This is a genomic window from Halobacillus naozhouensis (genome assembly GCF_029714185.1).
Taxonomy (GTDB): domain Bacteria; phylum Bacillota; class Bacilli; order Bacillales; family Halobacillaceae; genus Halobacillus_A; species Halobacillus_A naozhouensis.
Map to the genome: position 1 here is coordinate 1,256,217 of NZ_CP121671.1, position 26,745 is coordinate 1,282,961.

At 41.7% G+C, this 26,745-nt stretch carries 35 protein-coding genes; 18 read left to right on the top strand and 17 right to left on the bottom strand.

What is annotated here, in order from left to right; all coding sequences use genetic code 11:
* Positions 1–29: 29 nt before the first annotated feature.
* From P9989_RS06480 to P9989_RS06490, 3 genes are all read left to right on the top strand, one after another.
* Positions 30–578 carry a GNAT family N-acetyltransferase gene (locus tag P9989_RS06480; RefSeq protein ID WP_283077963.1) on the top strand — a complete coding sequence of 183 codons (549 nt, stop codon included), beginning with the start codon at positions 30–32 and terminating at the stop codon, positions 576–578.
* Positions 579–749: 171 nt separating this feature from the next.
* On the top strand, positions 750–1,217 hold the full coding sequence (locus P9989_RS06485) for a GNAT family N-acetyltransferase (protein WP_283077964.1): 468 nt from the start codon (positions 750–752) through the stop codon (positions 1,215–1,217).
* A 99-nt stretch (positions 1,218–1,316) separates the two neighbouring features.
* On the top strand, positions 1,317–1,601 hold the full coding sequence (locus tag P9989_RS06490) for a hypothetical protein (RefSeq protein WP_283077965.1): 285 nt from the start codon (positions 1,317–1,319) through the stop codon (positions 1,599–1,601).
* A 68-nt stretch (positions 1,602–1,669) separates the two neighbouring features.
* Here the strand turns inward: P9989_RS06490 and P9989_RS06495 are convergent, their stop codons facing one another.
* Both P9989_RS06495 and P9989_RS06500 read right to left on the bottom strand, forming a co-directional pair.
* Positions 1,670–1,834, bottom strand: coding sequence for an anti-repressor SinI family protein (locus tag P9989_RS06495; protein ID WP_283077966.1), 165 nt, complete (start codon positions 1,832–1,834; stop codon positions 1,670–1,672).
* Between the two features lie 24 nt (positions 1,835–1,858).
* Positions 1,859–2,461 (bottom strand): TetR/AcrR family transcriptional regulator, encoded by a 603-nt coding sequence (locus P9989_RS06500; RefSeq protein ID WP_283077967.1) that lies wholly within the window; start codon positions 2,459–2,461, stop codon positions 1,859–1,861.
* A gap of 194 nt (positions 2,462–2,655) precedes the next feature.
* Here P9989_RS06500 and P9989_RS06505 point away from each other — a divergent pair, with 194 nt between their 5' ends.
* The 4 genes from P9989_RS06505 (at position 2,656) to P9989_RS06520 (ending at position 4,892) form a co-directional block, all read left to right on the top strand.
* Positions 2,656–2,910, top strand: coding sequence for a DUF2812 domain-containing protein (locus P9989_RS06505; RefSeq protein ID WP_283077968.1), 255 nt, complete (start codon positions 2,656–2,658; stop codon positions 2,908–2,910).
* A 182-nt stretch (positions 2,911–3,092) separates the two neighbouring features.
* Entirely contained in the window at positions 3,093–3,758 is a 666-nt protein-coding gene (locus P9989_RS06510; protein WP_283077969.1) for a reverse transcriptase-like protein, read from the top strand.
* Between the two features lie 38 nt (positions 3,759–3,796).
* The gene (locus P9989_RS06515) at positions 3,797–4,366 is read left to right on the top strand and encodes a histidine phosphatase family protein (protein WP_283077970.1); all 570 of its coding nucleotides are present in this window, start codon (positions 3,797–3,799) and stop codon (positions 4,364–4,366) included.
* 82 nt (positions 4,367–4,448) lie between these two features.
* Positions 4,449–4,892, top strand: a complete 444-nt coding sequence (locus P9989_RS06520; protein ID WP_283077971.1) for a hypothetical protein — start codon at positions 4,449–4,451, stop codon at positions 4,890–4,892.
* 11 nt (positions 4,893–4,903) lie between these two features.
* Here the strand turns inward: P9989_RS06520 and P9989_RS06525 are convergent, their stop codons facing one another.
* Positions 4,904–5,269 carry a YuzC family spore coat inner layer protein gene (locus P9989_RS06525; RefSeq protein WP_283077972.1) on the bottom strand — a complete coding sequence of 122 codons (366 nt, stop codon included), beginning with the start codon at positions 5,267–5,269 and terminating at the stop codon, positions 4,904–4,906.
* Between the two features lie 242 nt (positions 5,270–5,511).
* Between P9989_RS06525 and P9989_RS06530 the strand changes: the two genes are divergently transcribed.
* From P9989_RS06530 to P9989_RS06540, 3 genes are all read left to right on the top strand, one after another.
* On the top strand, positions 5,512–5,943 hold the full coding sequence (locus tag P9989_RS06530; protein WP_283077973.1) for a hypothetical protein: 432 nt from the start codon (positions 5,512–5,514) through the stop codon (positions 5,941–5,943).
* A 178-nt stretch (positions 5,944–6,121) separates the two neighbouring features.
* Complete coding sequence (locus P9989_RS06535) at positions 6,122–6,454, top strand: PadR family transcriptional regulator (protein ID WP_283077974.1); 333 nt, start codon at positions 6,122–6,124, stop codon at positions 6,452–6,454.
* Positions 6,451–7,221 carry an HAAS domain-containing protein gene (locus tag P9989_RS06540; RefSeq protein WP_283077975.1) on the top strand — a complete coding sequence of 257 codons (771 nt, stop codon included), beginning with the start codon at positions 6,451–6,453 and terminating at the stop codon, positions 7,219–7,221. The genes P9989_RS06535 and P9989_RS06540 overlap by 4 nt, the downstream gene beginning before the upstream one ends.
* 52 nt (positions 7,222–7,273) lie before the next feature.
* On the opposite strand, the gene P9989_RS06545 is transcribed toward P9989_RS06540, so the two are convergent.
* The 4 genes from P9989_RS06545 to P9989_RS06560 all read right to left on the bottom strand — a co-directional run bounded on the left by P9989_RS06545 (position 7,274) and on the right by P9989_RS06560 (position 11,926).
* Positions 7,274–8,377 carry a DUF2515 domain-containing protein gene (locus P9989_RS06545; RefSeq protein ID WP_283077976.1) on the bottom strand — a complete coding sequence of 368 codons (1,104 nt, stop codon included), beginning with the start codon at positions 8,375–8,377 and terminating at the stop codon, positions 7,274–7,276.
* A 224-nt stretch (positions 8,378–8,601) separates the two neighbouring features.
* Positions 8,602–9,096: a L,D-transpeptidase family protein gene (locus P9989_RS06550; protein ID WP_283077977.1), complete on the bottom strand. Its 495-nt coding sequence runs from the start codon at positions 9,094–9,096 to the stop codon at positions 8,602–8,604.
* 485 nt (positions 9,097–9,581) lie between these two features.
* Positions 9,582–10,565 carry a GMP reductase gene (gene guaC, locus P9989_RS06555; protein ID WP_283077978.1) on the bottom strand — a complete coding sequence of 328 codons (984 nt, stop codon included), beginning with the start codon at positions 10,563–10,565 and terminating at the stop codon, positions 9,582–9,584.
* A gap of 494 nt (positions 10,566–11,059) precedes the next feature.
* The gene (locus P9989_RS06560; RefSeq protein ID WP_283077979.1) at positions 11,060–11,926 is read right to left on the bottom strand and encodes a DMT family transporter; all 867 of its coding nucleotides are present in this window, start codon (positions 11,924–11,926) and stop codon (positions 11,060–11,062) included.
* 156 nt (positions 11,927–12,082) lie between these two features.
* Here P9989_RS06560 and P9989_RS06565 point away from each other — a divergent pair, with 156 nt between their 5' ends.
* On the top strand, positions 12,083–12,361 hold the full coding sequence (locus P9989_RS06565) for a hypothetical protein (protein WP_283077980.1): 279 nt from the start codon (positions 12,083–12,085) through the stop codon (positions 12,359–12,361).
* Positions 12,362–12,412: 51 nt separating this feature from the next.
* Here P9989_RS06565 and P9989_RS06570 read toward each other — a convergent pair whose 3' ends face one another.
* Positions 12,413–13,870, bottom strand: a complete 1,458-nt coding sequence (locus P9989_RS06570; protein ID WP_283077981.1) for a SulP family inorganic anion transporter — start codon at positions 13,868–13,870, stop codon at positions 12,413–12,415.
* A 205-nt stretch (positions 13,871–14,075) separates the two neighbouring features.
* Here P9989_RS06570 and P9989_RS06575 point away from each other — a divergent pair, with 205 nt between their 5' ends.
* Positions 14,076–14,567: a hypothetical protein gene (locus P9989_RS06575; RefSeq protein ID WP_283077982.1), complete on the top strand. Its 492-nt coding sequence runs from the start codon at positions 14,076–14,078 to the stop codon at positions 14,565–14,567.
* A 48-nt stretch (positions 14,568–14,615) separates the two neighbouring features.
* On the opposite strand, the gene P9989_RS06580 is transcribed toward P9989_RS06575, so the two are convergent.
* Genes P9989_RS06580 through P9989_RS06590 form a run of 3 tightly spaced genes read right to left on the bottom strand, consistent with a single transcriptional unit; the run spans position 14,616 to position 17,550 of the window.
* Entirely contained in the window at positions 14,616–16,268 is a 1,653-nt protein-coding gene (locus P9989_RS06580; RefSeq protein ID WP_283077983.1) for a putative ABC transporter permease subunit, read from the bottom strand.
* Entirely contained in the window at positions 16,261–16,983 is a 723-nt protein-coding gene (locus P9989_RS06585) for an ABC transporter ATP-binding protein (RefSeq protein ID WP_283077984.1), read from the bottom strand. The genes P9989_RS06580 and P9989_RS06585 overlap by 8 nt, the downstream gene beginning before the upstream one ends.
* Positions 16,984–17,043: 60 nt before the next feature.
* Positions 17,044–17,550 carry a GNAT family N-acetyltransferase gene (locus P9989_RS06590; protein WP_283077985.1) on the bottom strand — a complete coding sequence of 169 codons (507 nt, stop codon included), beginning with the start codon at positions 17,548–17,550 and terminating at the stop codon, positions 17,044–17,046.
* A gap of 93 nt (positions 17,551–17,643) precedes the next feature.
* Here P9989_RS06590 and P9989_RS06595 point away from each other — a divergent pair, with 93 nt between their 5' ends.
* Positions 17,644–18,198: a sugar O-acetyltransferase gene (locus P9989_RS06595; RefSeq protein ID WP_283077986.1), complete on the top strand. Its 555-nt coding sequence runs from the start codon at positions 17,644–17,646 to the stop codon at positions 18,196–18,198.
* A gap of 94 nt (positions 18,199–18,292) precedes the next feature.
* Positions 18,293–19,045, top strand: coding sequence for a type I methionyl aminopeptidase (gene map, locus P9989_RS06600; protein WP_283077987.1), 753 nt, complete (start codon positions 18,293–18,295; stop codon positions 19,043–19,045).
* Between the two features lie 57 nt (positions 19,046–19,102).
* Here map and P9989_RS06605 read toward each other — a convergent pair whose 3' ends face one another.
* From P9989_RS06605 to P9989_RS06620, 4 genes are all read right to left on the bottom strand, one after another.
* Positions 19,103–19,303, bottom strand: coding sequence for a cold-shock protein (locus P9989_RS06605; RefSeq protein ID WP_079529279.1), 201 nt, complete (start codon positions 19,301–19,303; stop codon positions 19,103–19,105).
* Positions 19,304–19,538: 235 nt separating this feature from the next.
* Positions 19,539–19,739, bottom strand: a complete 201-nt coding sequence (locus P9989_RS06610) for a cold-shock protein (RefSeq protein WP_079529279.1) — start codon at positions 19,737–19,739, stop codon at positions 19,539–19,541.
* Positions 19,740–19,929: 190 nt separating this feature from the next.
* A complete protein-coding gene (locus P9989_RS06615) occupies positions 19,930–20,781 on the bottom strand; it encodes a hypothetical protein (protein WP_283077988.1) in 852 nt (283 codons plus the stop codon).
* Between the two features lie 17 nt (positions 20,782–20,798).
* The gene (locus P9989_RS06620; RefSeq protein WP_283077989.1) at positions 20,799–21,623 is read right to left on the bottom strand and encodes an alpha/beta fold hydrolase; all 825 of its coding nucleotides are present in this window, start codon (positions 21,621–21,623) and stop codon (positions 20,799–20,801) included.
* A 96-nt stretch (positions 21,624–21,719) separates the two neighbouring features.
* On the opposite strand from P9989_RS06620, the gene P9989_RS06625 reads away from it, so the two are divergent.
* Positions 21,720–22,487, top strand: coding sequence for a cobalamin-binding protein (locus P9989_RS06625; protein ID WP_283078855.1), 768 nt, complete (start codon positions 21,720–21,722; stop codon positions 22,485–22,487).
* Here P9989_RS06625 and P9989_RS06630 read toward each other — a convergent pair whose 3' ends face one another.
* Positions 22,488–23,318 carry an MBL fold metallo-hydrolase gene (locus P9989_RS06630; RefSeq protein ID WP_283077990.1) on the bottom strand — a complete coding sequence of 277 codons (831 nt, stop codon included), beginning with the start codon at positions 23,316–23,318 and terminating at the stop codon, positions 22,488–22,490.
* 79 nt (positions 23,319–23,397) lie between these two features.
* On the opposite strand from P9989_RS06630, the gene P9989_RS06635 reads away from it, so the two are divergent.
* Positions 23,398–23,925: a GNAT family N-acetyltransferase gene (locus tag P9989_RS06635; RefSeq protein ID WP_283077991.1), complete on the top strand. Its 528-nt coding sequence runs from the start codon at positions 23,398–23,400 to the stop codon at positions 23,923–23,925.
* A 31-nt stretch (positions 23,926–23,956) separates the two neighbouring features.
* Here the strand turns inward: P9989_RS06635 and nhaC are convergent, their stop codons facing one another.
* Positions 23,957–25,366 carry a Na+/H+ antiporter NhaC gene (nhaC, locus tag P9989_RS06640; RefSeq protein ID WP_283077992.1) on the bottom strand — a complete coding sequence of 470 codons (1,410 nt, stop codon included), beginning with the start codon at positions 25,364–25,366 and terminating at the stop codon, positions 23,957–23,959.
* Between the two features lie 334 nt (positions 25,367–25,700).
* Between nhaC and P9989_RS06645 the strand changes: the two genes are divergently transcribed.
* Both P9989_RS06645 and P9989_RS06650 read left to right on the top strand, forming a co-directional pair.
* Positions 25,701–26,438, top strand: a complete 738-nt coding sequence (locus P9989_RS06645) for an AzlC family ABC transporter permease (protein WP_283077993.1) — start codon at positions 25,701–25,703, stop codon at positions 26,436–26,438.
* Positions 26,435–26,728: an AzlD domain-containing protein gene (locus P9989_RS06650; protein WP_283077994.1), complete on the top strand. Its 294-nt coding sequence runs from the start codon at positions 26,435–26,437 to the stop codon at positions 26,726–26,728. Before P9989_RS06645 ends, P9989_RS06650 begins: the two co-directional genes overlap by 4 nt.
* The last annotated feature ends 17 nt before the right edge of the window (positions 26,729–26,745 follow it).

The window sequence follows — 26,745 nt, forward strand, 5'->3', positions numbered from 1 at the left end:
TCAAATAAACAGGAGAATGGGGAGCTTTCATGTTTACTTTGAACGTAAAGGAAGATTTATCACTTAAACTACTTGAAAAAAAAGATGCGAAAGAATTGTTTTCACTGGTAGATGAGTCAAGAGATTATCTGAGGGAATGGCTGCCATGGGTTGAGGACATAAAGCAGGAAAAGGATTATGGGCCAGTCATTGACATGTGGCTGCAGCAATTTTCCTCTCAGGAAGGATTGCAAGCAGGGATTCTCTACAAAGGAGAATTAGCGGGTGTAGCTGGATTCAACAAGATTGATTGGTCAAACAGAAAAACGAGCATCGGTTACTGGTTATCAGAAAAGTACCAGGGCCGCGGAATTGTAACAACTGTAGTGAAGGCACTCATAGACTGTGCTTTTGCAGAATATCATCTGAATCGTGTTGAAATAGAGTGTGGCGTCGATAATGAAAAGAGTAGAGCTATTCCAGAGAGAATTGGATTCAGGCAAGAAGGAATTATTAGGGAAGCTGAATATTTGTATGATCATTTTCATGACTTAGCTTTATACAGTATTCTTGCAAAGGAATGGAAGGCTTTGAGCTGACTAAAGGACTGTTTACAAAAAGATAGAGATCCGATTTTGAAAGGAAGACAGAGATGATACATAGAATGGGAATGTATAGTGAGTATTGAAACCTACACTCCAGAGCAGGAAAAACAATGGGGTGCCCTAGCAATAAGAATTGAAAATTAATTGGATAAGGCGGCCAGGAATATGGAGGTTATTTTAGAGGAAGCAACAAAAGAGGATGCACAATCTATATTAGATAATCAAGTTAGAGCTTTTAAGCCAATATTAGAAAAGTATGAGGACTATGAAACAAATCCAGCCAATGAATCGATTGAGAAAGTTGTTTCTAGAATTCGCTATTCAAAGGGTGCGTTTTATAAAATATTATCTGACAAAATCCTTGTAGGAGCTATTAGCGTACTTTGGGAGGGGGACGAATATTGGATAAGTCCAATGTTTATCCTGCCTGAATATCAAGGTAAGGGAATTGCTCAAACCATTATCAATCGTATAGAAAATTTATACCCTGCTGCTGCTAGTTGGCAGTTAGCTACTATTTTAGAAGAAAGGCGTAATTGTCATCTATACGAAAAGATGGGTTACTATAAAACAGGCTTAAATAAGAAATTAAACGAAAAAACAACCCTTATATTTTATAAAAAGACTGTATAAAGTGTGGAGGACAGATTTACAAAATATTGAAGATACCAGTCAAGGAGGACTTGGTTGATTTAGTAGGAATTAGGAACTTGTTCATGGGGAGGGGATACAGTGCCAAAAACTATACCAGGAAGGTTATCAGCATTAATGATCGTTGTGTTTATCATTCAATTTGTAGCTTTTTTATTTACTCTTACAATGAACGGGTTCGGAGCAATTGTGGGATTCATTCAAGTTACACCTTTCACGTCTTTATTAGGTCTTATGTTTGGGGTTATAGGGGCTCAGAAAGAGAAGGGGAAGGCTAAAACTATCCCTGTGATCAGCTTGTCGGTTGGAGTTCTTTATGTAATCTTCTGGTTGTACTTTTTGTATGGGTGGTCATTTGGAAGATGATATTTACTATTTCTATGACTTGAAAAACCCGAATTCAGTAACTTAATTCGGGTTTTTCGACGAAATAATCAACTTAACTCGTTGACGGGTTTCTCAGCCTTTTTATCCTTTTGATGAGAAGTGATAAACTGTTCAATCTCTTTCTTTGAAAATCCAAGTGCTTTGGCTACCCTCAACAATTGTACCCACTCTTGATCCAGCGGCCCCGACCGTTCTTTTTTCAAAGATTCCATCTGTTTACATATCCCCTAATTTCCTTATTTTGTTTCCCTCGGTACCATCCCATATAGAAAAAAGTCGACGATTTCCTTGGCTAAACCAGCAGATGTCGCTTCATTGGAGAATAGTTTCGTGATGGTGAGTCTCTCAATCGCACCTACTAACACCTGGGCAATTAACTCCATGTTCAAGTGGCTGGAAAAATAATTGTTCTGTTGCTCGGAAATCAAATTTTCATGAATCTGGTCCGCCATCGCTTGCTTGATATTTGTGGCTTCTTCCGATTCATAGAAACCGATTTTCGTCAAATGCGGGTAATCCGTGAAAAATTGAAAAATTGAAGAAAGACTCGTGGTGATTCGCTCTGGAAGAGAATTCGTATCCAGTGCTGGTTCTAACCGACTCGCTGAGGTGAGCTGCTTTAATTTTTCCTGAAAAGATTGGACCAGCTCACTATAAATATGCTCTTTGCTTGTGAAATATAAGTAGAAAGTGGGCTGACTGAATCCGGCTCGTTTTACAATTGTGCTGATTGTAGTCTTATAATAGCCTTTCTCAGCGAATTCTTCTGCAGCAATGGATAATAAACATTCTTTGCTTTCCACACCGACCGATCCTTTTTTTCTTCCTCGCGGCCCCATGATACCTGCTCCATTCCAGAATATTCGAATATTCAAATTATATTACTTAAAAGTATTATAATGTAAGATTAAGAAGAACACAACTATTATTTGGAAAAAACAAAAAATTAATAAGTCTTTTAACATCCAGTGTTGACATTAGTCCACTAGGCTTTAAGTTAAGAAGAGGGGAGAAACAATCTATTCGATATGCTTTGGATTATCGTAAGGATCCAGATGGTGAATACTTTTCCTATTTTGAGGAAGCGGGATGGACTCATGTTTGCACATCCGTAAATTATATTCATGTATTTAGCACACCGGGAGGAACGAGTCCTATTTATTCCGATCCAGTGACCACAATTGAAAAATACGAAATAGAAAAGGAAAATGTAAGGGTAGTCGCTTTACCGGCATTGCTTATTACATTCATGTTCTTCCCTCTAAAGGTAGTAAGTAATTATGGCTGAATGCACGGTATTGCAGGGAGTGCCTGTATGGTCTTGGGTCTCATCTCCATTGGTTTGTCTTATATTTTCGGGGATGCCCTATATCGCTTATCGCTTTAATATAAAAAAACTTATTTGTAATATCATCTATGATGGGCACAATGGTTATAGTCGAAGTAATCGTATAATGAGGAGGTCCAACGATGAAGGTTAGAATTGAATGTACCTATAAAACAGCAAAAGGAACAAACGCTGCATTTCGTTCAGAGGAGATGAACGCGAGTAAGGGAATAGTAATTGCTGAAGATCTGGAACGCACGGAACGTGGCAAGAATTTGCTCTTTATCGACAGCTATGAAAACACCTGGAATTTGAAAGAATTAAAAGAATTTATGAAGGAAGTCGAGACAGAACCACACAATATTACGATTTATTTTGATGGTGGTTTTAATCTCGAAACAAGAAGGTCGGGTCTCGGCTGTGCGATTTATTATGAACAAAATGGAAAATCACTTCGGCTTCGAAGAAATGCTTTAGTACAAGAACTTAATACGAATAATGAGGCGGAATATGCCGCCCTCCATCTCGGGATACGGGAATTAGACCACCTGCATGTCCATGATCTACCAGTTAGGTTAGTCGGAGATTCTCAGGTGGTCATTAATCAATTAAATGGAGAATGGCCGTGTTTGGAAGAAGAACTGTCCAAGTGGGCTGATCGAATTGAAGGGAAGCTCAGTCAGATGGGTCTCCAGCCAGAGTATGAATTGATCTCCAGAAAGAAAAACCGGGAAGCGGATAAATTAGCTTCACAAGCTTTAAAGGAAATTGAAATAACGAGTACCATAGAGACCGACACGATGTCCTAGAAGGCTGGGGGCTTGTTTTAGCAAATGGGGAGCTTAAAATGGAAATTTCATTAGTAAGGCACGGCAAATCTAAGCATACAGAAAATATCAGCATAACCTTCACGGAGTATAATCAATGGGTTGAAAAATACGATGATAGCGGGGTGGTCGAAGAGGAGTTCTATCCTTCCATTTCCATTGAAAAAATGAGAAAAGCGGATGTAGTCGTAACAAGTGATCTGCTAAGGTCGATCGAATCTGCTAAACTCTTACAACCTGGAATCCAGGCTATTTCGGATCCTCTGTTTTCGGAAGTTGCTTTGCCAACTCTCCCAGCAAACTTTCCAGGTTTAAAACTTCCACCTGGCATTTGGACAGCCCTGTTAAGGTGTTTATGGTTCGGCGGTTATTCCAAACAATGTGAGCCATTGCGCTTTGTGAAGCTGAAGGCTGGAAGGGCGGCCCATAAATTAATACAGTACTCAGAAGATAACAAATCGGTCGTGTTAGTAGGGCATGGGCTTTTCAATCTGTTCATTGCAAGGGAATTACGGAGAAATGGGTGGAAAAGTCAGTCAAAGCAGAGCACAAAACATTGGGATTGCCTTACATTTTCCTTGGATAACTAGTGTAGTGAACAATACTTACTTAGAAACAGAAAACGCAGGAGCGGAACGAGAAAAGAATCTGTAGTAAAAGGGGAGGATGAAAATGGGGAAATCACTGCTCATGAGAACAGAAGCTTCCTATTCATTGAACTTCATGATTTACCTTCAAAATATTTATTTGAATCAATACATAAGCAGAAAAGAAGACTATAAATTCCCTTATACTGCCCCTGAAACCATAGCCTTTAAAAAGGAATATGGATTAGCGTACAAGGAACTTTGGGATGTAATCGTATCAGAATTATCTAAAAGACCTGAGAATGATATGGAAATGTTCCATGAAAAGAAAGATGTGTTTTATCGTAAGCTATTTATAAAAAGTAAAGAGGGTTTGAAGCAATACCATGAATTTTATATAGCGTTTAAAACGTGGTGGGGGAGTCTGGCAGGGAGTTTTTCGATAGATCGATCCATCGATGATCCAGGGCGAAAGGTATACGTTGAGTTTGCTAATCTGTGTTTTCTCTGTTTTACCCTTAAAGAATGAGAATAAACAACTTAACGCCAGCGTAAGGCAATATATAGTCGGCAACAATCCATATTAGCTACTTCTGACCTAAATTCTAATCGTAAACCGTCTGGATTGTATTGAATATCTACATCTGACGTAACTCCTATTGAATGAATTAAGCGTTGAACCTCCTCGAGATCTGAAGCCTGTGCAGCGTACATTAATTCAGCATCAAATTCTTTTGAATCGGATAATTTATTTAGAACCATGCTGGCATCCTTCATGAGTTTTTTAGATTCATTCGCTGACTGATACAACAGATTAGGATCGACATTCGGTAATTGTCGAATTGGCCAGCCACCGGGATGAGGATAACAGGGATAATAGTACGTAGGGTGATGTAAATAATACATGAACATGCGTCCTCCTCGTAAAATACAGTACATTAAACTATATGCACAATAGCATATTATGGGAGTGAAAACTTTCCCTCACTCTCCTTACGGTGCCAACCGTGTGCGTCAGCTCTTTATTTACCTGATCCATTACACGGTTCATCATGATTGGGTACTTGTGTAGTTCGTCACATGAATGATTTAGAAGGAGCAGCATATGCGTATAGAAAGGCCAGGTCAAAATCATGAAGGAGGACTTGATGGAAGGAGTTATTTACGTTTTTATCGTTTTCCTGCTTATATCCCTGTTGAGTGATAAGTATGTGAATGGGTGGCTTAAGCTAACCCTCTTCGTGTACTATGGTGTGATCATTTTTTACTTCTCCAGAGGGTATAATAAGATTATGAGCAGCCGAATCGAGTATGCCTCGAAGAACGAATATGATTTTAGGGATAAAGCCGATGTAGAGGCATTATTTACCTTTTGGCAAACACGCTCAGATTTCGTTGATGGTTTTCTCGCGTTTTATTTTCTTCCGCTGCTAGCCTTTCTTGTGTATTCCTACTATAAACGCATTACCCAAAGAGATGATGGCAAACAAACGTTTTTAACCTATTTTAGTATGATTCCTGTTACCGTGGTTTATCTTTTGCTGCTCTTATTTTTTGAAATGCTGGGCTACCATCCTTAATAATGAGGGTTTTGAGGAGGGATAGTCATTAGGGTGATAGCCCTTTTTTGTTAATAAGGGTTGCTTAAAATACTGTAATTCATTAAACTACAACTATATTGCATAGCAACATAGTTTATTTTTTTGTTCAACTATATTGTATAACAACATAGTTGAGTGATCGTAAGGAGAGAGTGGCTTGTCTTCTAGTCAGATTTTAAAGGGTATCCTCGAGGGTTGTCTGTTATCGATTATAAGTAAAGGGGAAATCTATGGTTATGAAATGAGTGAAAAGTTGAATGACTATGGATTCTCGATGGTTAAAGAGGGAAGCATTTATCCCCTTCTGCTTCGGATGAAAAAGGAAGGACTGGTGATGACTTCACAGAAGAAGCTTCCTTCAGGAGGTCCAAAGCGAAAATATTATAAGCTGACGGACAAAGGGGCAGAGGAACTGAATGAGTTTGTTGAGAGGTGGGAGCTTATTTCATCAAGCGTTGACCGTTTATTAAGGGAGGAGGATCAGGCATGATATTATCGAATCAGAGTCGTGAATTTCTGGAAAACTTAAGGCTGTATTTAGTCTCCAGTGGAAAGAAGGAAGAGGACATTGAAGATATTGTGAGTGAATTAGGCGATCATTTGTCAGAGGCTGAAAAACAAGGCAAAAGTGTACATGATATTGTTGGACAGTCACCGAGAGAATATATGGAACAGCTGGGCGGAGAGATGCGCGTTGATAGCAAATCAATTGTTAAATATGGAACCTTTTTTTTGATGGGTGCGCTTGCTTATATTCTTCTTGGGGATGTCATTAGGGGAGGAATTGAGTTATCTGTCATGCAGCTAGTTGGTTATCCGGTTATTTTCTTTTTGTATATCGGACTGATTGCAGGGGTGTTTAGACATATTGCCAGTTCTCAACCGAGTAAAAGAAAGCAGTGGACCTTATTGGGAATTCTCGGTGTGGTGCCCATTTCTTTATTTTTAGGCTTAATCATTTTAAATGAAAAGTATGAGACACCAGCTATTCAGTTTAGCGATTCTGCCAACCTGTTGACGGCTATTAGTTCGGTGGTAATATTTATTGGAATGTCGGTTTGGAGCAAGACATGGGTTTCCATCCTTGTACCGCTTTTCATCTTTGGTCCTGAACTTTTGCTGAATATAACAGATTTTCAAGAGAGTACGAAGATAACTCTGTCCAGTTTACTAATGTTTGCAGGATTAGGCAGCTACTTTTTCTATGTTTATAAGAAGGAAAGTCGCCTCAGGAAAAGGACCAACACGTTCGCTTAGAAATTCTGGAGGCTGATAGGGATCCATCCTTTCCGAAAGACAACTTCAGACATTAGTTCCTCTTATGAAAAAAGGCTTTAGTGGAAGCGGCACTCTCCAGCTCCTCTATGGCCTTGCAGTAGGTCCCTTGTATATCCCCTTTCAACATTTTCACAGGCTTTTTCACAAAATGAAGCATTTTCTTATTTTTGAACCAGTCATCAGGAACGGCCTTCTCGTGGTCGAAATCTTTCCACACTCTGGTTAGCTGAGGGCTATAGATCTTTGGTGAAATCGGATGTAACGAACAAGGATTACTCGTTAGTTCATGCTTCTCATCAGGTGCTGTTTCTTTTATATGATTAAATAGATGTGGCCAAAAGTCGTGGCGTGACCCTGTATGTGGATAGTCTTTTGCCCAGTCGACGGTATGCTTCAGACGGCTTTGTACCGAAAATAATAAATCGTATAACCCTTTGCCGAGGTTGATGCGTTCATTCACGGACGAGAAATGGTGAACGGCACCGCCTACTAATTTGGTTTTCTTTTGAAAGGGAGTCATGTAAGGGAGCAAGATATGGTTGAATTCGAAGATATCCTGCAGCTTAAACAGGATCGTATCCAGCACAGTATCCTTATAATGTTTATGCTGGACGACGCGTTCTTCAATGTATTGCTGTTCATTAATGATCAGCGCAATGGTCAGTGCTTCCTTCGTAGACTTTTCCCAAAATTGGCTCCAGAACGGCTCCATGAATTTTGAAATCTCCAGGAAAGACAGCAGATGAAAGAGAGGAGTGCCGCGTTTTTTGCTTTCTTCATACAACAATAACTGCGGATACGCATCTTGAAAAATCAGCCAGTTGCCTCGTTCCAGAAATGCAAAAAAATCGTCCTGTTCTTTCCTTGACAGCAGAAAGGGTAAATATTCCCCTTTAAGGTCTGTCATGTTCCAGCCGGCGTTGCGTGAAACCAGATGAGCTAACAGCGCCCAATGAATTTCGGGATGCTTTTGATAAAAATCGAAGTAGGCTTGAGTACGGGTAACATTGTTGCGATTGTGTTTACGAGTAGTGGAGCGTATCGTTTGGATCAAATCTTCTTGATCATTTGTGAGTTCATGGTGTTTGATAGACCTGGGCTCTTTGATGATTTTTTTCAATTGCTTTGTTACCATCTTCTTCTGTTTTCGTGTCCGATTAAAGATGGTGATCTCCTCCTCTCCTAGGTGTTTTATAGATGACTTTATTACGTGAGGTCACCTGATGTATCTTTTGGAAAATAATTGTAATGCATAGTATTCACGTCTTCATTTGCGCTTATACAGAACTGGAAGTGAGAGAGTCGTTTGTCACGAGAGAATAAAAAAGGTGTATAGAGTCTTATACATACCTTCCTGGACTATGGATGTATAAAAACAGGCGTGCCAATCGGGATGATACTGGCTAATTCTTCCACGTCACTATTGTACATGCGGATACATCCTAGTGATACAGCCTTGCCAATCGAGCTCGGATCATTTGTTCCATGAATTCCATAGTGCTGTTTGGATAAGCTCATCCACATGGTGCCGAATGGTCCGCCGGGATTGGGAGCTTTGTTAATGATGATATAATTTCCAGTCGGGGTCCCATGTAACATTCTGCCTACTGCAATGGGATACTGTTTTTGCAATACACCGTTTCTGAATAACTGCAGCTGCCGATTCGTGAGCGACACATCAATTTGATAAGGAATTGTTTCGATCGGTGGAAATCCTGGTATCACAATAGATTGCCCAGGATAAATGAGGTTAGGGTTAATGGAAGGGTTGGCGTTTATAATTATCGCGAGCGGTGTTCGATAGTCCCTTGAGATCTGAGTGAGTGTTTCACCTGGTTTGACTGTGTGAATCAATAGTAACACCTCCATAGAATGATACGGATAATGTAGATTATGAGAAGGGTGTCAGGACGGTTAATGATTTATATCGAGGACAATTAGATGGGTATGGTATGAAAGGCAAAGGTAATTAGTTAATCATCAATCGTTTAGTATTCATTTCTGTCTTATATACCCTCGTATTTATCAGCAGTATTAGGGTATGGGAAACGAAGGGGCTGCTGCCAATTGTCATCGTTATGATTAATATGGTGTCCATTGTTATCTTGATGGGGCATTTTGGTGACCGTATTGGGGCTAAACAAGTAATTCAAGGAGGAGGGGGAAATAGAGGACGTGTTAGAAGAGCCTGAAGAAGCCTTGTGGTGGGAAGAAGAGAAAAGTAAAATAGCTGAGCGAGAGGAACCAGACTATAAACAATAACAGATGTCCTCACGGGAACCCCATTTCTAGAAAGGAAAGAGTGACGGGTCCCGTGAGTTAAAAGCTTATATCAAACTTTAGTATACCTTATCACCGTTAAATATAGAATTTTTCACAATGGCATAATCGACATTGCGGATCGCTTCAAGCTTGCTTCCTCCAGCATACGATATAGCCGATTGTAGATCCTGTTCCATTTCTTCCAGTGTATCCTTTAACGCTCCCTTGTGCTCCACATGCATTTTCTTACCTTCAACATTTTTCTTTTCGCCTTTTTGAAATTCAGAAGCTGAACCAAAGTATTCTTTATACAGCTTACCATCTTTTTCAATGGTTTCACCTGGAGATTCTTCGTGTCCGGCAAACAAGGAGCCGATCATAATCATTGAGGCGCCGAACCGAATCGATTTAGCAATATCTCCATGTGTACGAATGCCGCCATCCGCAATAATCGGTTTGCTGGCTGCTTTTGCGCACCAGCGTAATGCTGCTAATTGCCAGCCGCCTGTGCCAAATCCAGTTTTAATTTTAGTGATACACACTTTTCCTGGTCCGATCCCGACTTTTGTCGCATCTGCACCCGCGTGTTCCAGTTCTCTTACAGCTTCTGGGGTCCCGACATTTCCGGCAATTACAAAAGTTTGAGGCAAATGTTTTTTAATATATTGAATCATCTCGATTACGGCATTGGAATGGCCGTGCGCAATATCAATCGTAATAAATTCAGGAGTGAGGTGTTCAGCGGCCAGCTGCTGGATGAAATCGTATTCTTCTCTTTTGACGCCGACACTGATCGAAGCGAATAAGCCTCGTGATTGCATATCTTTAATAAAAGCAAGGCGTTTTTCCGGCTCAAAACGATGCATCACATAGAAGTAGCCACCTTCCGCCAGAGACAGGGCCACTTCTTCATCGATAATGGTCTGCATATTGGCAGGCACGACAGGTAATTTAAATGTATATCCGCCAAAGCTTACAGTTGAATCACATTCAGATCTACTATTTACCACACATTTTGCAGGAATTAATTGAATATCTTCGTAATCAAACACATTTTCCATCGTTCACACCCCTAAAACCGAATGTTTTATTATGAATAATTTTTAATGTTCGTACATAAGTTAATTTACACGATATGGAGCAGGATGTCAAAGTTATGTTGAAAATTACTGTGTATCATCTAGCCAGTTTTAATAACAGTTCTCTAAAATATCTGATTCCTTCATCTCTAGAATTCCTCATTTCGAAATAGTTCTTACTTCTATAATCGAAACAAGGATGGTAGTAGGTGTCGTTATCGGTTCAATATTTTGAACTTTTTTGGACTACTCTGGGAGCTATCTGTGTCTGTATTTATTTCAAATCTTTTTTATCATCACTGTTTTCTCTATGTTTCCGCCAGGTATTTTTCCTTGAAGAGCCTTTTATACCAGCTTTTTTCACAGGTCGGTACCGTGTCATATAGGGTGTCAAGTACGGTGTCACATCGTCATGAAAAAGGTAAGCTTATAACGGTTATTAGGAAAAAAATACGACTGTAGAATTACAGTCGTATTCACGAAGCAGCAGGTTTCGTTTCTTTATTATTTTTAATAAACATATAAAAGGAGGCTCCGAAAATAATAAAGTAGCCAAGGAAGCTCATCCAATCAGGTACCTGATTAAATAAAACGATACTAATCACGGCAGTATAGACGACCGTGGAATAGAAAAAGATTGAAATTTCTCGTGCTGGAGCAAACTTATAGGCGATTGTTAAGCCGAACTGGCCGATCGTAGCAAATCCGCCTGCGCCTAGAAGGTAGATCCATTGCTTCGTTGACATGGGCTCGTACAACGCAATTGTAAAAGGAAGCAAGGAGACCGTGGTAAAGAAGGCAAAGTAGAAGACAATTGTGTAAAACTGTTCTTTGCTTCCAAGTACACGGAGCAGCGTATAAGCCCCGGCGGCAAACACTGCCGATAAAATCCCAATAATATAAGGAATTGTTTCAACAGAGAACTGTGGTTTAATTACGAATAATGTGCCGAGGAATGCCACCAGGATGGCGACGATTTGATACGTTCTCGCTTTTTCTTTAAGGAAAATCGCTGAAAAAATAATTAAAATAAACGGGCTTAGTTTGTTAAGCATTTCAGCATCTGACAGTACCATATGATCAATGGCATAAAAAAACAAAACCATCCCAATGGTTCCCAGCGCTGATCGGGAAAGCAGAAGCCCTTGATTCTCTTTTTTACCAAAGATCCTCTCTTTATTATAGACGACTAATATAAATGCGATTACCGCAGAAACGATATTCCGCATAAACGTTTTCTGTACAGTAGGTACGTCTCCAGACAGCTTGACGAGTGCTGCCATCATGGAGAAACCAAAAGCAGATATTAATAGTAGAATAATTCCTTTGTTACGGTCGCTCATAAAAATCTTCCTCCATTACGTCCTATCATTGGCCAGAATCACCTTTCCTATCCTAATATAACTAAGTGAAGAAAGAAAGTATTGTGTTTGATTATGGTAAAGGAAGGGAAGGTTAACAAGATATTAAAATATAGGGCAGGGAAAGGAAGACGACGATTGATTTGTTCTCATCCCGTGTTTTCAACCAAAAGAGTTATTGATCATAATCAGCAGCATTTCGTGGAGGAAGAAGCTTATATCGAGTTATATGAAGATGCTGTCATCACACCAACAGCTCAGTTTAAGATAGAAGATGTTCACGATGTATCCTATCGTAATTTAACAGGGACTTATGGCTTTTTTTATTTGCATACGATTAAAGGGGTATATCCGTTTAAGGTAAAAGGTTCACCGGATGTGTGGATGCAAGAATATAAGCGGGTGCAGGTTAAATAATTACTAAAAACGGCCTCATAGTTCAATCTATGAGGCCGTTTTACATATAGGCTAGGAGGCTTTCGCTTTATTTTGATATGCAGCCAGTCGATTGACTAGCTGTGAACTAGACTGGTTGAGACCGATGATTTCGACTGATTTGTCATTTTCTTCAAATTTCATAACCAGCTTATCAATGGCTGCGACAGCCGAATCATCCCAAATATGGGCTTCGGTAAAATCAATGTGGATTTCTTTCGCTTCTGCTTGGAGGTCGATCTGAGTCATTAAACTTTCAACGGAAGCAAAGAAGACCTGTCCACTAACGGAATAAGTCATAGTTTCTGCCTGTATCTTTTCCTCCACATGCACTTTAGAAATCTTAGCCACGAAGAAGATGGCGCTTAAAATAACTCCTGCTAAGACGCCGATGGATAAGTTGTGTGTCAAGACAACGGTGACAACGGTGACCACCATCACCACAGAGTCAGAAATTGGGTTTTTATGAAATTTCGTCAAAGAACTCCAGTCAAATGTTCCAATCGACACCATAAACATCACACCGACGAGGACAGCCATTGGAATCTGGACGAGTAAGTCATTAAATGAAATAATCAGCAGGATCAGAAATACCCCAGCCACTAATGTTGATAACCGACCGCGTCCCCCTGATGAAACATTAATCACGGATTGCCCGATCATCGCACAGCCCGCCATTCCTCCAAAAAATCCTGACGTGATATTAGCTATTCCCTGGCCGCGAGCCTCTTTGTTCTTGTCACCCACAGTGTCAGTCATATCATCAACGATTTGCGATGTGAGTAAAGACTCTAGCAAGCCAACAAATGCTAAAGCGAGAGAGATCGGAAAAATAATTTGTAATGTTTCAAACGTCAGCGGAATATCGGGAATCAGAAAGATCGGAAGAGTACTCGAAAGTTCCCCCATGTCCCCTACGGTTTTTAACGATAAACCACCGGTAACGGTAATGACCGTCATTAAAATAATAGCAATAAGCGGTGCAGGCACAGCTTTTGTAAATCTAGGGAGAATATAAATGATGGCGAGAGAGCCTGCAACCATGGCATACATCACCCAATTAGCCCCCTCAAAGTGAGGCAGCTGAGCCGTAAATATCAAGATGGCCAGTGCATTCACAAAACCAATCATAACGGACCTCGGGATAAACTTCATAAACTGGCCGATTCGCAATACTCCTAGGAGAAATTGAATGATACCAGTTAAAATCGTTGCGGCCAGAAGATACTCAAGTCCATGGTCTTTGACCAGTGTGACCATAAGTAAAGCCATTGCCCCGGTAGCTGCAGAAATCATACCAGGACGGCCACCCATAAAAGCAATAACGACAGCGATACAGAAGGAAGCGTACAAACCTACCATGGGGTCGACTCCAGCTATGATAGAGAAAGCGATTGCCTCAGGGATAAGCGCCATAGCGACAACCATGCCTGAGAGCACATCGTTTTTTACGTTTCCAAACCATTGTTGTTTAATTGTAGCAGTGTTCAATACTACACCTCTTCCTATATTAAATTGACACGAACTGCTTCGTGCCTGAATCCGACAAGAACGAGATATATTATATCATGTCTTGCAGTAACTGCCTAGCTAAATTTGAATAATTTTGTTAGAAATATGTCCCCAAAAAACGAAACTTTTTAGGTTTATTAAGACTGTACAAGTGATATAAAGGACAGTAAAGGAGGCTTCAAAAATGAAAGCATTGTTATTAGGTGTTTTGACGTTATCTGTTTTTCCTTTAGCCAGTGTTGACAATTCGGAAGGACACTCAACAGAAGACGCGTTAACGAAATCAGAAGCTAAACAAGTACTCACAGATTACGAAGAGGCGTTGAAGCATGCCATTGAAGTCACGTCCGATGAAAATCAAAACAATGACTACCATTCTATTGAGGAAATGGAGAAGTATCTTCAAACTTATATGTCTGCTGACATGGCTGAAGCTTTTACAGACAGATTCTTTAAAGAAACAAATGGGAAAGTAACCGTGATTCCACAGGATGGACCAGTTACGTTTAATCACTCAGATCCCATCAGTTTGATGCAAACGGAGAAAGAAGAGTTTCGGGTGACTCAGGAGCAAAGAAGCGAGTTAAGCTGCCATGTGAAAATGACTTTCACTCTCCAATTTGATGGGGAAGACTGGATCATTCAGGACATGAAAACGGATAGATTGAGAGCATAGGAACACAGCAAATGAAAGCTAGCACCCAGAGCGAGGGTGCTAGCTTTTTTATGAAGAAAACAGGGAATAAAACTGTTTATCAATCATTGCCTTCAATAGGCGAGTACTGATTAAGATGAGAACAGTCAAGGTGCCAAACAGAATGCCTGACGTCATCCATAATCCTCCAATCCCATCTGCTTTCCACAGGATAAAAATGAGTGGAGCGAAGAGAACGATTTCCACAGCAAGGGCAAGAAGACCGATGTAACGTCCTTTGAAGATCTCCCGCTCGTCTGTCCAATGTAAAGTTGGTGAATATAAGTCCAGAATTGTTCCTATAATGCCCGTAAGCCAGCTGATCAAAAGAGAAAGAACGATCCAAATCAACGTGATCATAACAGGGATGTTAATTAGGCAGGCCATGATGAACAGGACGAGAAGGCTGAGAAAGTTAATGAAAAAAGACGCCAGAATCTTACTCAGCATGACCGTTTCTGCACGGATAGGCATGTATAAGTGATTAAACCAGCTCTTCCCATCTCGTGAAACAGAGGAGATGGAGGCGGGGTTAATGCCCAGGATAAATACTGTAAAGCCAACCATGCACAGGATAATAGTTTTTCCTTGCCACGTTTTAAGCATCGCACCGATGCCTTGTATGGACCCGCTCGTGTCCATAATAAGAATGACAATGAATAATACAGGAAGCAGAAGCGACTGCACGATAATCTGAGTAAAAAATGTAGGTGTGCGAAGCATGATTTTCATTTCACGTACCCAGCTTGAATAAAGAACATTTTTACTTTGTATTTTCTTAACCATCTTCTCTGAGCTGATCGCTTTCCTGGATCCGCCGGAAAGGCCCAGGACTCCTTTGAAATATAGCTTCTGGCCCGTTGTCATCATGAAGAAAAGGGCGACCATAGCTAGGGCGCAGGTTAAGATAAAATAACCAACTCCTGCCATAGTCATCGGTTCAGTTAAACTAATGGAACTGAAATAAGCAGGTGGATAAAACTTCGTCGTCATCTGCAGTAAACCGTTTTGGTCGGCTAATTGATGGGCCAGGTTGGATCCTGGGTTTGTCTCCGAAGAATTAAGGCGGATGACAATGTTGATTCCAATGGCGAAAATAAACGTTAATAACCCGGCAAAAACCTTGATTCTGTCTTTATTTTTAGACAGGTTGAGAAAACGCATGACAAACATAAGGAGTACTGCTGTTCCTACAAATGGGATAACTGGAGTGATCAGCCAGATAATAATAGCGAACAGGTAATACACTATTCCGGCATGGCTGTGCAGTCCATAAATAACCAGCGATGGGGCTAAAATAACCAGGTTGGTCAGATATAAGGTTAAAAAGGGAACCGCTGACTTTCCCAGCATAATTTGATAGGGCTGAAATGGCAGGGCCACAAACGATTCTATGTCTTCAGCAAAATAAAAGGAGCTTAAGATCGTCCCAATACTAATGAACACGAAAAGGATTGATATCATCACAAACAGCAGACCAAGAATTACACTTTCGTTATCCGTGGGGGCTAATACTTGGTACATTGCCCCGATGATGCTGTTTAGTATATATAAGATGAAGAGTGCAGCGGGTATTGCGAAAATTGCCAGGAATACATATCCTATTTTTTCATTAGTACTTTTGCCAACTAAAGATAGCTGCATTTTGACCATGATTCGAATCAGCTTTAACGTGTTAGCCATTTTGCGTCAGCTCCAGGAACACTTTTTCTAAATTGTCATCCTCTTTGAACTGTTGCTTCATATCAGCCATATTTCCTAAGAAATCAAGCTGTCCATTGTTAATAATAGCCACCTCATCACACAGTTGTTCAACGACTTCAAGGACATGAGTCGAGAAAAATACGGTTTTGCCTTTGCTGGCATGTTCACGCATCATTTCCTTTAACGTATAGGAAGATTTAGGGTCAAGTCCTGTGAGGGGTTCATCGAGAATCCAAACATCCGGATCATGCAGTAAAACACCGCAGACAACAATTTTCTGTCTCATTCCATGGGAGTAGGTAAGGATATGGTCGTTTAAAGCACCGTAGATACTGAACTGCTTCGTATAATAGTCGATTCTTTCACGCCTGACATCAGTGGGAACCCCGTAGACGTCCGCAACAAAGTTTAAGTATTCGATCCCTTTCAGGCGTAAAAAGATATCAGAACGGTCGGGCACATAACCGATCGTTGCTTTGGCTTTCATAGGGTCTTTGGTTATGTCAAAACCGTTCACGGTAATGCGGCCTGCTTCTACAGGTAGGATGCCTGTCATCATTTTAATGGTGGTGGACTTTCCTGCCCCATTGGGTCCTAGAAATCCGAAGATCTTTCCGTCCGGAACTGTGAGAGAAAGGTCTTTCACAGCCATATGACCTGGAAATTGTTTCGTAACTCGTTCGATTTCAATCATAAAAAAACGCTCCTTTTCGTTTCCATCTATTAGAAATACGAATGAAGAAGCTGAGATGTTTCAATCCTGAAGGAAGTACTCCATTTGAATTTCATCTAAGTAGCGGTCCTCGAGCTTAATGGCTTTATGTTCTACGCCATACTCACGAAATCCGACCTTTTCGTAGAGTCTTTTCGCTGGCAAATTGTCTTTAACAACACAGAGCTGAAGAACTTCAAGTCCAATAGCTTTAGAGAATTGGATGGCTTTCTCAAGCAGCATCTCTCCGGCCCCCAGCCCTCTGCATTCTGGGTGAACAAACATAGCAAGAATAGACGCCTTATGAGCAAACTTGGGGTGGTACTCCTTTTGTAATGTCACATTCCCGACGAGTTTTTCCTCGATAAAGACCCCAAAAGTGCGGGCGTGGTCTGAATCGAGCCGTTGAGCTGTCGTCTCGATCGCATTCGGCTTGTTCTTCTCTTGTTCATAAGTGGTAATAAAGGCATCAGGATTCGTTTGAAGGGCTTCTAATCGTAACGTTCGATATGTACTGGCATCATTTCCTGAAAGTGGACGAATAATCATTTGCAAATTCCCCCTTTGATTTCAAATAAGAATAGCGAATATGTATGATAATGTAAAGAGGGGATAGAACTTTTATAAGAAAAAGGTGATCGAATGACAGAAAAGGAGAAAATGTTGAAAGGTGAGCTCTATCAATCGTGGGATGAAGAACTCGTTCTCGACCGCACACGAGCCAGGCAAATTGTGTATTCCTTTAATCAATCAAAGCCGACAGAAAACCATCACAGGGAGCAGATGCTGCAGAGTCTGCTTGGAAGTGCAGGGGAAGAAGTTTTTATAGAACCATCATTTCATTGCGATTATGGCTATAATATTCATGTAGGAGAGCAGTTTTTTGCCAATTTTAACTGTGTGTTTCTGGATGTGTGTCCGATCACGATTGGAGATCGAGTGATGCTCGGACCGAATGTACAAATATATACGGCGACACATCCAATGGATCGGGAAACAAGAGCCAGCGGCCTTGAGTTTGGAAAACCGGTAACGATTGGCAGTGACGTATGGATTGGTGGCAGTGCCATCATTAACCCTGGTGTAACGATTGGTGATAATGTCGTCATTGGTTCTGGAGCGGTGGTTACGAAAGATATCCCGGCAAATGTATTTGTCGGAGGGAACCCGGCTAAAATTATTCGTGAGGTAGAGTAAGGGGTAATGCTGGTCGAAGCCGGATTTTTTCGTTATCATATGAAAGGATGCAAGCATATATGTATTGTGAAATATGAGGAAAGGGTTTGGAGCTATGATTAAACGAAAAAGTAAACGTGAAATAGAGCTGATGCATGAAGCAGGAAAGCTGCTAGCTAACGTACACAAAGAGCTTCGTCAGTTTATTAAACCAGGTGTCACCACGATGGAAGTTGAGAACTTTGTTGAACGTTATTTAGCAAAACATGGAGCAACCGGAGAGCAGAAGGGATATCAGGGATATGAGTTTACAACCTGTGCTTCCATCAATGACGAGATCTGTCATGGCTTCCCGAGGGATGAGAAGCTTCAAGAGGGAGACATTGTAACGATCGATATGGTCGTTAATTTAAATGGGGCACTAGCGGACTCAGCCTGGACTCATTCGGTTGGTAAAATTAGTGAAGAAGCAGAAAGGCTGCTTGATGTAACGAAAACGTCTCTGTATAAATCGATTGAGCAGGCGCAGGTTGGCAATCGTATCGGAGATTTGGGCCATGCGATTCAGTCGTATGCAGAAGGAGAAGGCTATTCCGTTGTCCGCGATTTTACTGGGCATGGCATAGGAGAGACGATTCACGAGGATCCATACATTCCGCACTTCGGCCAGGCAGACAAAGGGGCACGACTTAAAGAAGGGATGGTCATCACGATCGAGCCAATGATTAACATTGGCGGATACCAAAGCAAGATGGATCAAAATAATTGGACAGCACGCACGATTGATGGTTCTCTTTCGGCTCAATACGAACATACTATTGCCATTACGAAAGACGGACCACTGATTTTAACTGATCAGGATCATTAAAAGATCATTAAAATAACGCACAAAAAAAGCTCCCGGTTAAGGGAGCTTTTTATTATATTATGCCTTTTGAACGTTAGCAGCTTGTGGTCCGCGTTGACCTTCTTGAATTTCGAAGTTTACAACTTGACCTTCTTCAAGAGATTTGAAACCTTCTTCTTGAATAGCAGAGAAGTGAACGAATACATCGTCTTGACCTTCTACTTCGATGAAACCGAAACCTTTTTCTGCGTTAAACCATTTTACTGTACCTTCTACCATGAAAAATACCTCCTGCGTGGATCTTTAGCCACAATGTATTACTATTCTTGCTCTTCACATTCAAGACGAGAATTACTTTGAAGCAACTTCTGTTCTATGAATCGTTTCCGAACAACAATAACTGCTATCAGTATAACAAATGCACAAAATAAATGATACTCATAACAAAAATTAATTGAAAATAAATGTAAGAACAAAAAAGACTCCTGAATAGGGAGTCTTTTATAAAGTATGCTTACGCTTTTTGAACGTTAGCAGCTTGTGGTCCGCGCTGACCTTCTTGAATTTCGAAGTTTACAACTTGACCTTCTTCAAGAGATTTGAAACCTTCTTCTTGAATAGCAGAGAAGTGAACGAATACGTCGTCTTGACCTTCTACCTCGATGAAACCGAAACCTTTTTCTGCATTAAACCATTTAACTGTACCTTCAACCATGAAGAATACCTCCTGCGTGGATTAAATCCACAATGTATTACTATTCTTGCTCTTCATATTCAATCAAGACGTATCGTTATGACGCATCTTCTCTGTTATGAATCATATCGAACAACAATAATTAATTTCAATTATAACAGATGGTTTTTAAAAAGGGAAGCCCCTTGAGTAATTTTTTTTGAAGGCGGCGTTACGGCTGGACAAAATAAGCGTTATCCAGCACATCATAAAGGGTATCTTCCATGAAATTAGAGACGTGTTCTTCCGAAATCGCGGAAAGTTCCTTCAATGTTTCTCCTTGAGCAAGAAGATGTTTCACTGCTGTCCATCCTACAAATAGAGCTTCATTAAAATAGCCGGAGGCTCCGCGTCCTTTTGTAAAGGAGTATAAAGCCTCGTAATCATCCCGTTGAATATGGGGGAGCAGGTTAATCATAATTCGATTCGGCTCCTGGTTGCATACTTCCAGCCAGGAATAGGACGGCGCTGGCAGTGCCAGGGCTGTGTGAACTTTTTCAGCCGTATGTAGCGCTATCCCTTCCTGAAGTGTAATGTGACCAATACTCTTGGCTAGTGGATAGGAGGCTCCTGATTTCAGCCAATGGATCACGCGCGCTAATTCCTTAGCAAGATCCCTTTGCACCATCTCTCTTTCAATCGGGTAGTAAAGAGTTAAGAGGCTTTCCTCATCTGTTTCAAAAAAAGGATCCGATTCGAAATTCCCTACAAAAAAGACAATAGCCATGTGGATGGCGGAGTCGTAATCCAACTCTTCTTTAACCGCTTTCAAAAGCGAGAAAATTTCTTCGTGACTAGGTTCGAAATGTTCAATGTGGTCAACTGCATGGGCATACTTGGGGAAAGCGTAGTCTAACATGTCGCGCGCAAGCTGGTCGTCCTGTCCACCTGGATACGCTGCTGAAAAACCGTAAAGCTCTTTCCATAGTTCAAACCTAGTGTCAGGAGCTGCGTCTAATGTGACAGCTTGATGATAAAAAGCTAAGAATTCATCTCGTAAATGGGTAATCTTGATGATGTCCAAGGTTCTCCTCCTTTGATTTAGTGACTTAAAAATTCTAATCGTTTCGCCCAGACATTTGGGGCTTCAGGGCCAATCCAGATTAAGTGGCTGTCTGCTGGTGCATCATAAATTTCACAGTTCTGTGTATTAGACTTAAGAAGAATAGCTTGGGAATAAGGAACACTTTTGTCTTTACGGGCGTACATCCCGAGTATTGGGGCCTGGATTTTGCTCATATCTGCCAAGTCATGTTTGATATCTAACAAAAAGCCATGACCTGATTGGGAATCAGCCAGCATGTTATAGATGAATCTGCGATCGTTTAGGGAGAGACGGCTGTAGAGATCATCTGCCTCTTCGGTAGTTAGAGAAGCAAGGATCTTTTTCATGACCATATCTGGACAAACCTTTAATAATAATTTAATGGTCCCCCAAGTAGCCTTCTCACCACGCCCAAACAACAAGTTAGCCCGCATTTTTGTGCCGAATTCCCAGGGGGCTGTAACGGCAGCTTCCATTACCAATTTTTCCACCCGGTCCGGGTAGGAAGCAGCTAACGCAATCCCTGTAGGACCTGCTGATGATATGGCGATGACGGATACTTTTTCTATGTGTAAATGATCCAATATATCTACAATCGTCTCGGCAAAATCAGTTGCAGTTCGTCCGGCAGAAACATCGGTTAGATCATAGCCCGGTCGGGAAATGGTTAAAAGTGAAAATCCTTCATACATTAAACTTCTGTGGGACAAGTCAGTATCTCTTGAGCAATGCCCCCCTTTGAGGAGCAGGATGGTCGGGCCGGTTCCTTCATATGAAAATTCTACGGTCCCTTTTGCTGTATCGAATAATGTGGCGGCCACGTGTTTCATCCTTTCTTAACTTTTTTCTTATCCTAAATATAAGCTATAATGGAATAAAATGAAACATCAGAGGATTCTGAAAAAGGAAGTGATTGTATTCGAATTGTGTCGATTTGCCCCAGTAACACTGAAATTGTCGCGTATTTAGAGCAAGAGGAGATGTTGGTTGGTGTCGACAATTATTCTGATTTTCCTGAACAGGTGAAGCAATTACCGAAGCTTGGGCCGGACTTATCCATTGATATTGATGCAGTAGCCAGACTAAAGCCAGACCTTGTGCTGAGTTCGTTAAGTGTTCCGGGAATGGAAAAGAATATTGAGGGATTGCGGGAACAAAACATTCCACAACTGATTCTAAATCCAGGATCACTACAGGAAATTGCTGAAGATATAGAAAGAGTAGGGGAGGCTCTCGGGATGCCAGAGTACGGTATGAAGAAGGCGAAGGAGTTTTTGCAGGAAATCGAAACGTATCGGGCTGAGAGCATTGCCAGAGGGAAGAAGCCCAGTCTTTATTGGGAATGGTGGCCTAAACCTATTTTTACTCCTGGACAGGGGAATTGGTTAACGGAGATCAGTGAACTAGCCGGCGGGACCAATTTATTCGAGGAAGAAAAAGAAGCAAGCGTTCAAACGGATTGGGACGATGTAAGAGAACGAGATCCAGATCACATTTGTATGGTATGGGTCGGAGTGAAGGAAGAAAAAATGAATCCGGATCTTTTAAGAAAAAGACCCGGATGGCTTGAGATGAAAGCGGTCAAGGGCGACAACATCCATGTCCTTGAGGAATCGTTATACTGCCGTCCCAGCCCGAGGTTGCTGGAAGGGTTAAGAAAATTACACACTATCCTTAATTTATAGCTAATGTGGTTTCTTTTGATGAGCAGGAATGGCATAATCTTTAAAGTTTGTCGATAGCTGTGTAAGCTGCTCTTGCATAAGCTCACCTTCCATAGGCAGGCCATGGCCGGAAAGGATCAATTTCGGATGTAAGCGGGCAATCTTTTTAACGGACTTCTCGGCCTCGAGCCAATCGTGTGTAAAGTAGGCAGGAGGACCGTGTATGTGCTGGCTTTGAACAAAGACGGCCAGGCTCGACTCTTGTTTGACGGTGATAACGGCATCACCAGAAATCAGCGTGCGGTCACGATCCCTGAAAAGGGAAATGTGGCCAGGGGTGTGCCCTGGCGTGTGAACAATTCTCCAGTCGTCCATGTGAGGAACAGTACCGTCCTCAGGAAGCGGGTTGACCCATTTACCTAAATGGACGGGGTCTCTCGGAAAGAAGGGAGACAATAGAGAAAACAGTCCGCCCCCGATAGTTGAATTGGGGATCGGGTAAGTTTTTTCTCCTGTGATATACGGCATTTCCCGGGGATGGGCATAGATTGGGACATTCCATTGCTTGGCAATCTGCTTGGCAGAACCAATATGATCAAAATGACCATGTGTAAGAATAATTGCTTTAGGCGGATGGGATCCGAATCGCTTTTCAGCCGCTTCAATAATGCGTTTGCCATAGTGAGCGACACCGCAATCGACTAGGATCCAGTCTTTTGATTCTTTTTTACCAATAAAGACAACGTTGGCGATCAAGGTCCTGTAAAAAGCTAGGTCATCTAAAACTTGTTCGGCCTCAGCATGGCCCATGTGCCAGCCATCGTCCATGAGGGACTGTTGCTCTTTATCCATAACAAACCGCTCCTTTTTGATTAGTTTGTTGTCACAGGCACGGTTCTATTCATCAAACGGAAAGATTAGGAGGGTAGAAATGAAAGTTAGAGAAGCAATGGAAGATGACGCGGCAGCGATTGCCAGAATAAGTGTGGACACATGGCGAGCTGCCTATCAGGGGCTTGTCCCGAATTCCTTTTTACAGCAAATGTCTTATGGAGAGCGAACAAATAAATGGAAGCAGAAGCTTGCAGATCTTAACATGAAGACGTATGTAGCTGAAACCGAAAAGGGTGAGGTAGTAGGCTATGCTAATGGAGGTCCAATAAGGGGTGGAGGACCTGAGGAAGCTGAGCTGTATGCTATTTATATTTTTCCTGAATATCAAGGTCTCGGGGTCGGTAAACAACTGATTTCCCCACTTGTGAACATGTTTTTACAACAAAACTTTAAACAAATGGTTGTGTGGATGCTGGAAGGCAATAGAGCCGCATCGTTTTACGAATCGCTTGGGGCAGCCAAATTTGGTCATGATACGATGAAGCTTGCAGGTAAGACGTTAACCTTGCAGGGGTATCGATTTAAAGACCTTACCGAGTTACTTGCCCATGTAAAACAAAACTAAAAGCAGACCGCGATCTAGACGGTCTGCTCTCTTAGTTAGCATTATTTAAGGATTTTGCTGAGGTGGAAGCTGTGTGGGTCAGTGTTTTTCCAGTAAGCCCAAATAATATCGTTAAGATAGGGGAGAGCAGGCAGAAAAATGCGAATGGCAGGTAATCCAGCACCGGAACTCCCAGAACCCCAGATAAGAAGACACCACAGACACTCCAGGGGACAAGCGGATTGATGACGGTTCCTGCATCCTCGAGCGTTCGTGATAAATTTTTCTTTGCTAAATGAGCTTTTTCATAAATGGGCTGGTATGCTTCTCCTGTTAATAATATCGATAAATACTGTTCTCCTATAGCAATATTCACGCCAATCGCGGTGAGAGCTGTTGAAAGCGTGATGGAACGAGCTGATTTAAGGGATGCTTGAATTCTGTCCAATATGGCAGGGATTACACCTGTTGCGAAAAAGAGTCCGCCAAGGGCCAGAGCTAACAGGACGAGTGAAACGGTGAACAGCATGCTATTCATACCGCCTCTCGTTAATAGTTCGTTGACCGCCTCGTGATTCGTTTCTGCCGTGTACCCGTTAAACCAAGTTCCCCATAAATCTCCCCATGACAGCACGCCTCTGACTCCAGCGATTACTGTGGCTGAAAGGCTGGTAATCGTCAATGAGATAAAGGCAGGCTGTTTACTGACCGTTAACAGGACGAGAATCGCTAACGGTATCCATGAACTCCAATGCATTAAATTGGATTCGATCAAGCCTTCTTGAAAAGCAGATAATTCGCTGCCCGACGAACTTTGCGAAGGGGAGAGTACTGCAAATAGAACAAAACTAATCACAAAGGCCGGGATTGTAGTCCAGGCCATATTTTTGATATGTTCAAATAAATCTACTTTAACGACGGTGGAAGCCAGGTTAGTTGTATCTGATAAGGGCGACATTTTGTCACCAAAAAAGGCACCAGATACGACTGCACCAGCCGTAATCGCCAATGATATATCTGTAGACTGTGCGACCCCCATCATAGCAACACCTACTGTAGCAGCTGTTGTAAAAGAACTTCCTAACGCGATCCCGACCACAGCTGTAATCGAAAAAGTGATCGCATAAAACCATGGCCCCCCTGCAATGAGAAAGGAAGAATTCATAAGGACAGGGATAGTCCCGCTGGCCATCCAGCTGGCAATCAGGATTCCAATCAGGAAGAATAGCAGGACAGCCGCCATTCCCGATTGTGCCCCCTGGATCATGCCATGCTGGAGCTGGCTAAAGGACATCTTCTTTAGGAATCCATAAGCCAGCATAACGATAATCCCTAGTAGGATGGGGATGTGGGGCACGCTTTGTAATTCGATGATAAAGAAACTAATAAGAGCAATAATCCCAAGGAGTAATGCAACGGATTCAATAACTCCTGGTAACTTCTTTGGCTGTAGATGAAGCATCCGGCAGACCTCCTTTATAATAAACGTCATCTCATAGTGTATGGAAACTTTTTTGCTTAAACGCTTTTAAGTGATGAAGTATAAGGATACTATATGTCAGTTAATGGACCTATGTCAACCTTTTAAGACGTTTTTTGAATGACGGATGAGCCCGGAAAGAAAGATCCCCTATGATAGGCAAAGACATCAATGGATCGGGGAGAACTAAGATAAGAGTCGCTCGCCAAAATTACTTTTCAAAAGATCGGTGTCCTGCTAAATGAATGCAAAGGACTTTATCTTGGTCTGAAAATTGTATATAATAGTGGAAATTTTCAAGATTGGAGATAGGATAATGGGAACTCAAGCGATAGAAGCCGTCACAGGTACAACTCGTTCACACATGATCAAACGCGGCATGATCGCCGGTCTTCCTATCATGTTAGGGTATATGCCGATCGCATTAACGTACGGTGTACTGGCTGGACAATCCGGCATGACAAATGTGGAAATTACTTTGATGAGCGTGCTTGTTTTCGCAGGAGCGGCACAGTTCCTTGCCGTAGGGATGGTGGCTGCAGGGACGGGCGTAATCGAAATTGTTATTGCAACATTTGTCCTGAATTTCAGGCATTTTGTGATGAGTCTGTCTTTTATGAATCGGCTGAGAGGGATTGCTCTTAGAGCTAAGATACCTTTGTCATTAGGGATTACAGATGAGACGTTTACGGTCTCCATGTTATATCGAAAAGAAAGTAAAGAAGCTCATGCTTTCTGGTTTTACGCTGCCCTGATTTTGACGGCTTACGTGTCGTGGGTTGGAGGTTCATACCTTGGTGGTGTGCTCGGGGACGTTATTCCCCCTAGGCTGAGTCAGAGCATGGGAATTGCTTTATATGCGATGTTCATTGGATTACTCGTTCCTTCGGTTCGGAAACATTATCGAATTGCGCTAGTTGCCATTTTTGCAATGATGATTAATTTTCTATGTCAGTGGTGGGGAATGAACCAAGGATGGGCGATCGTGCTTGGAACCTTAATTGGCGGCCTGAGCGGCATATGGTTATTGGATATGGAGGAGGAAGAACCATGATCATTTGGATGATAATCGGCATGGCATTGGTTACCGCAGTTCCCCGATTTATCCCGGCGTTCATCATTGATCAAGCCCATTTTCCGAAGTGGGTAGATCGTTGGCTGAATGCGATTCCTTATGCTGCTTTAGGAGCGTTGATTTTTCCGGGCGTTTTATCTGTAAAACCTGATGCTCCACAAATTGGGGTGGTCGCTGCACTTGTTGCCATTTTATTAGCCTGGGTGAATGTCCATATCATTGTAGTCGTGCTCGGAGCGATTGCCTCTGTCTTTTTCATGACCTTGTAGCACGGAGTGGGTGGTTG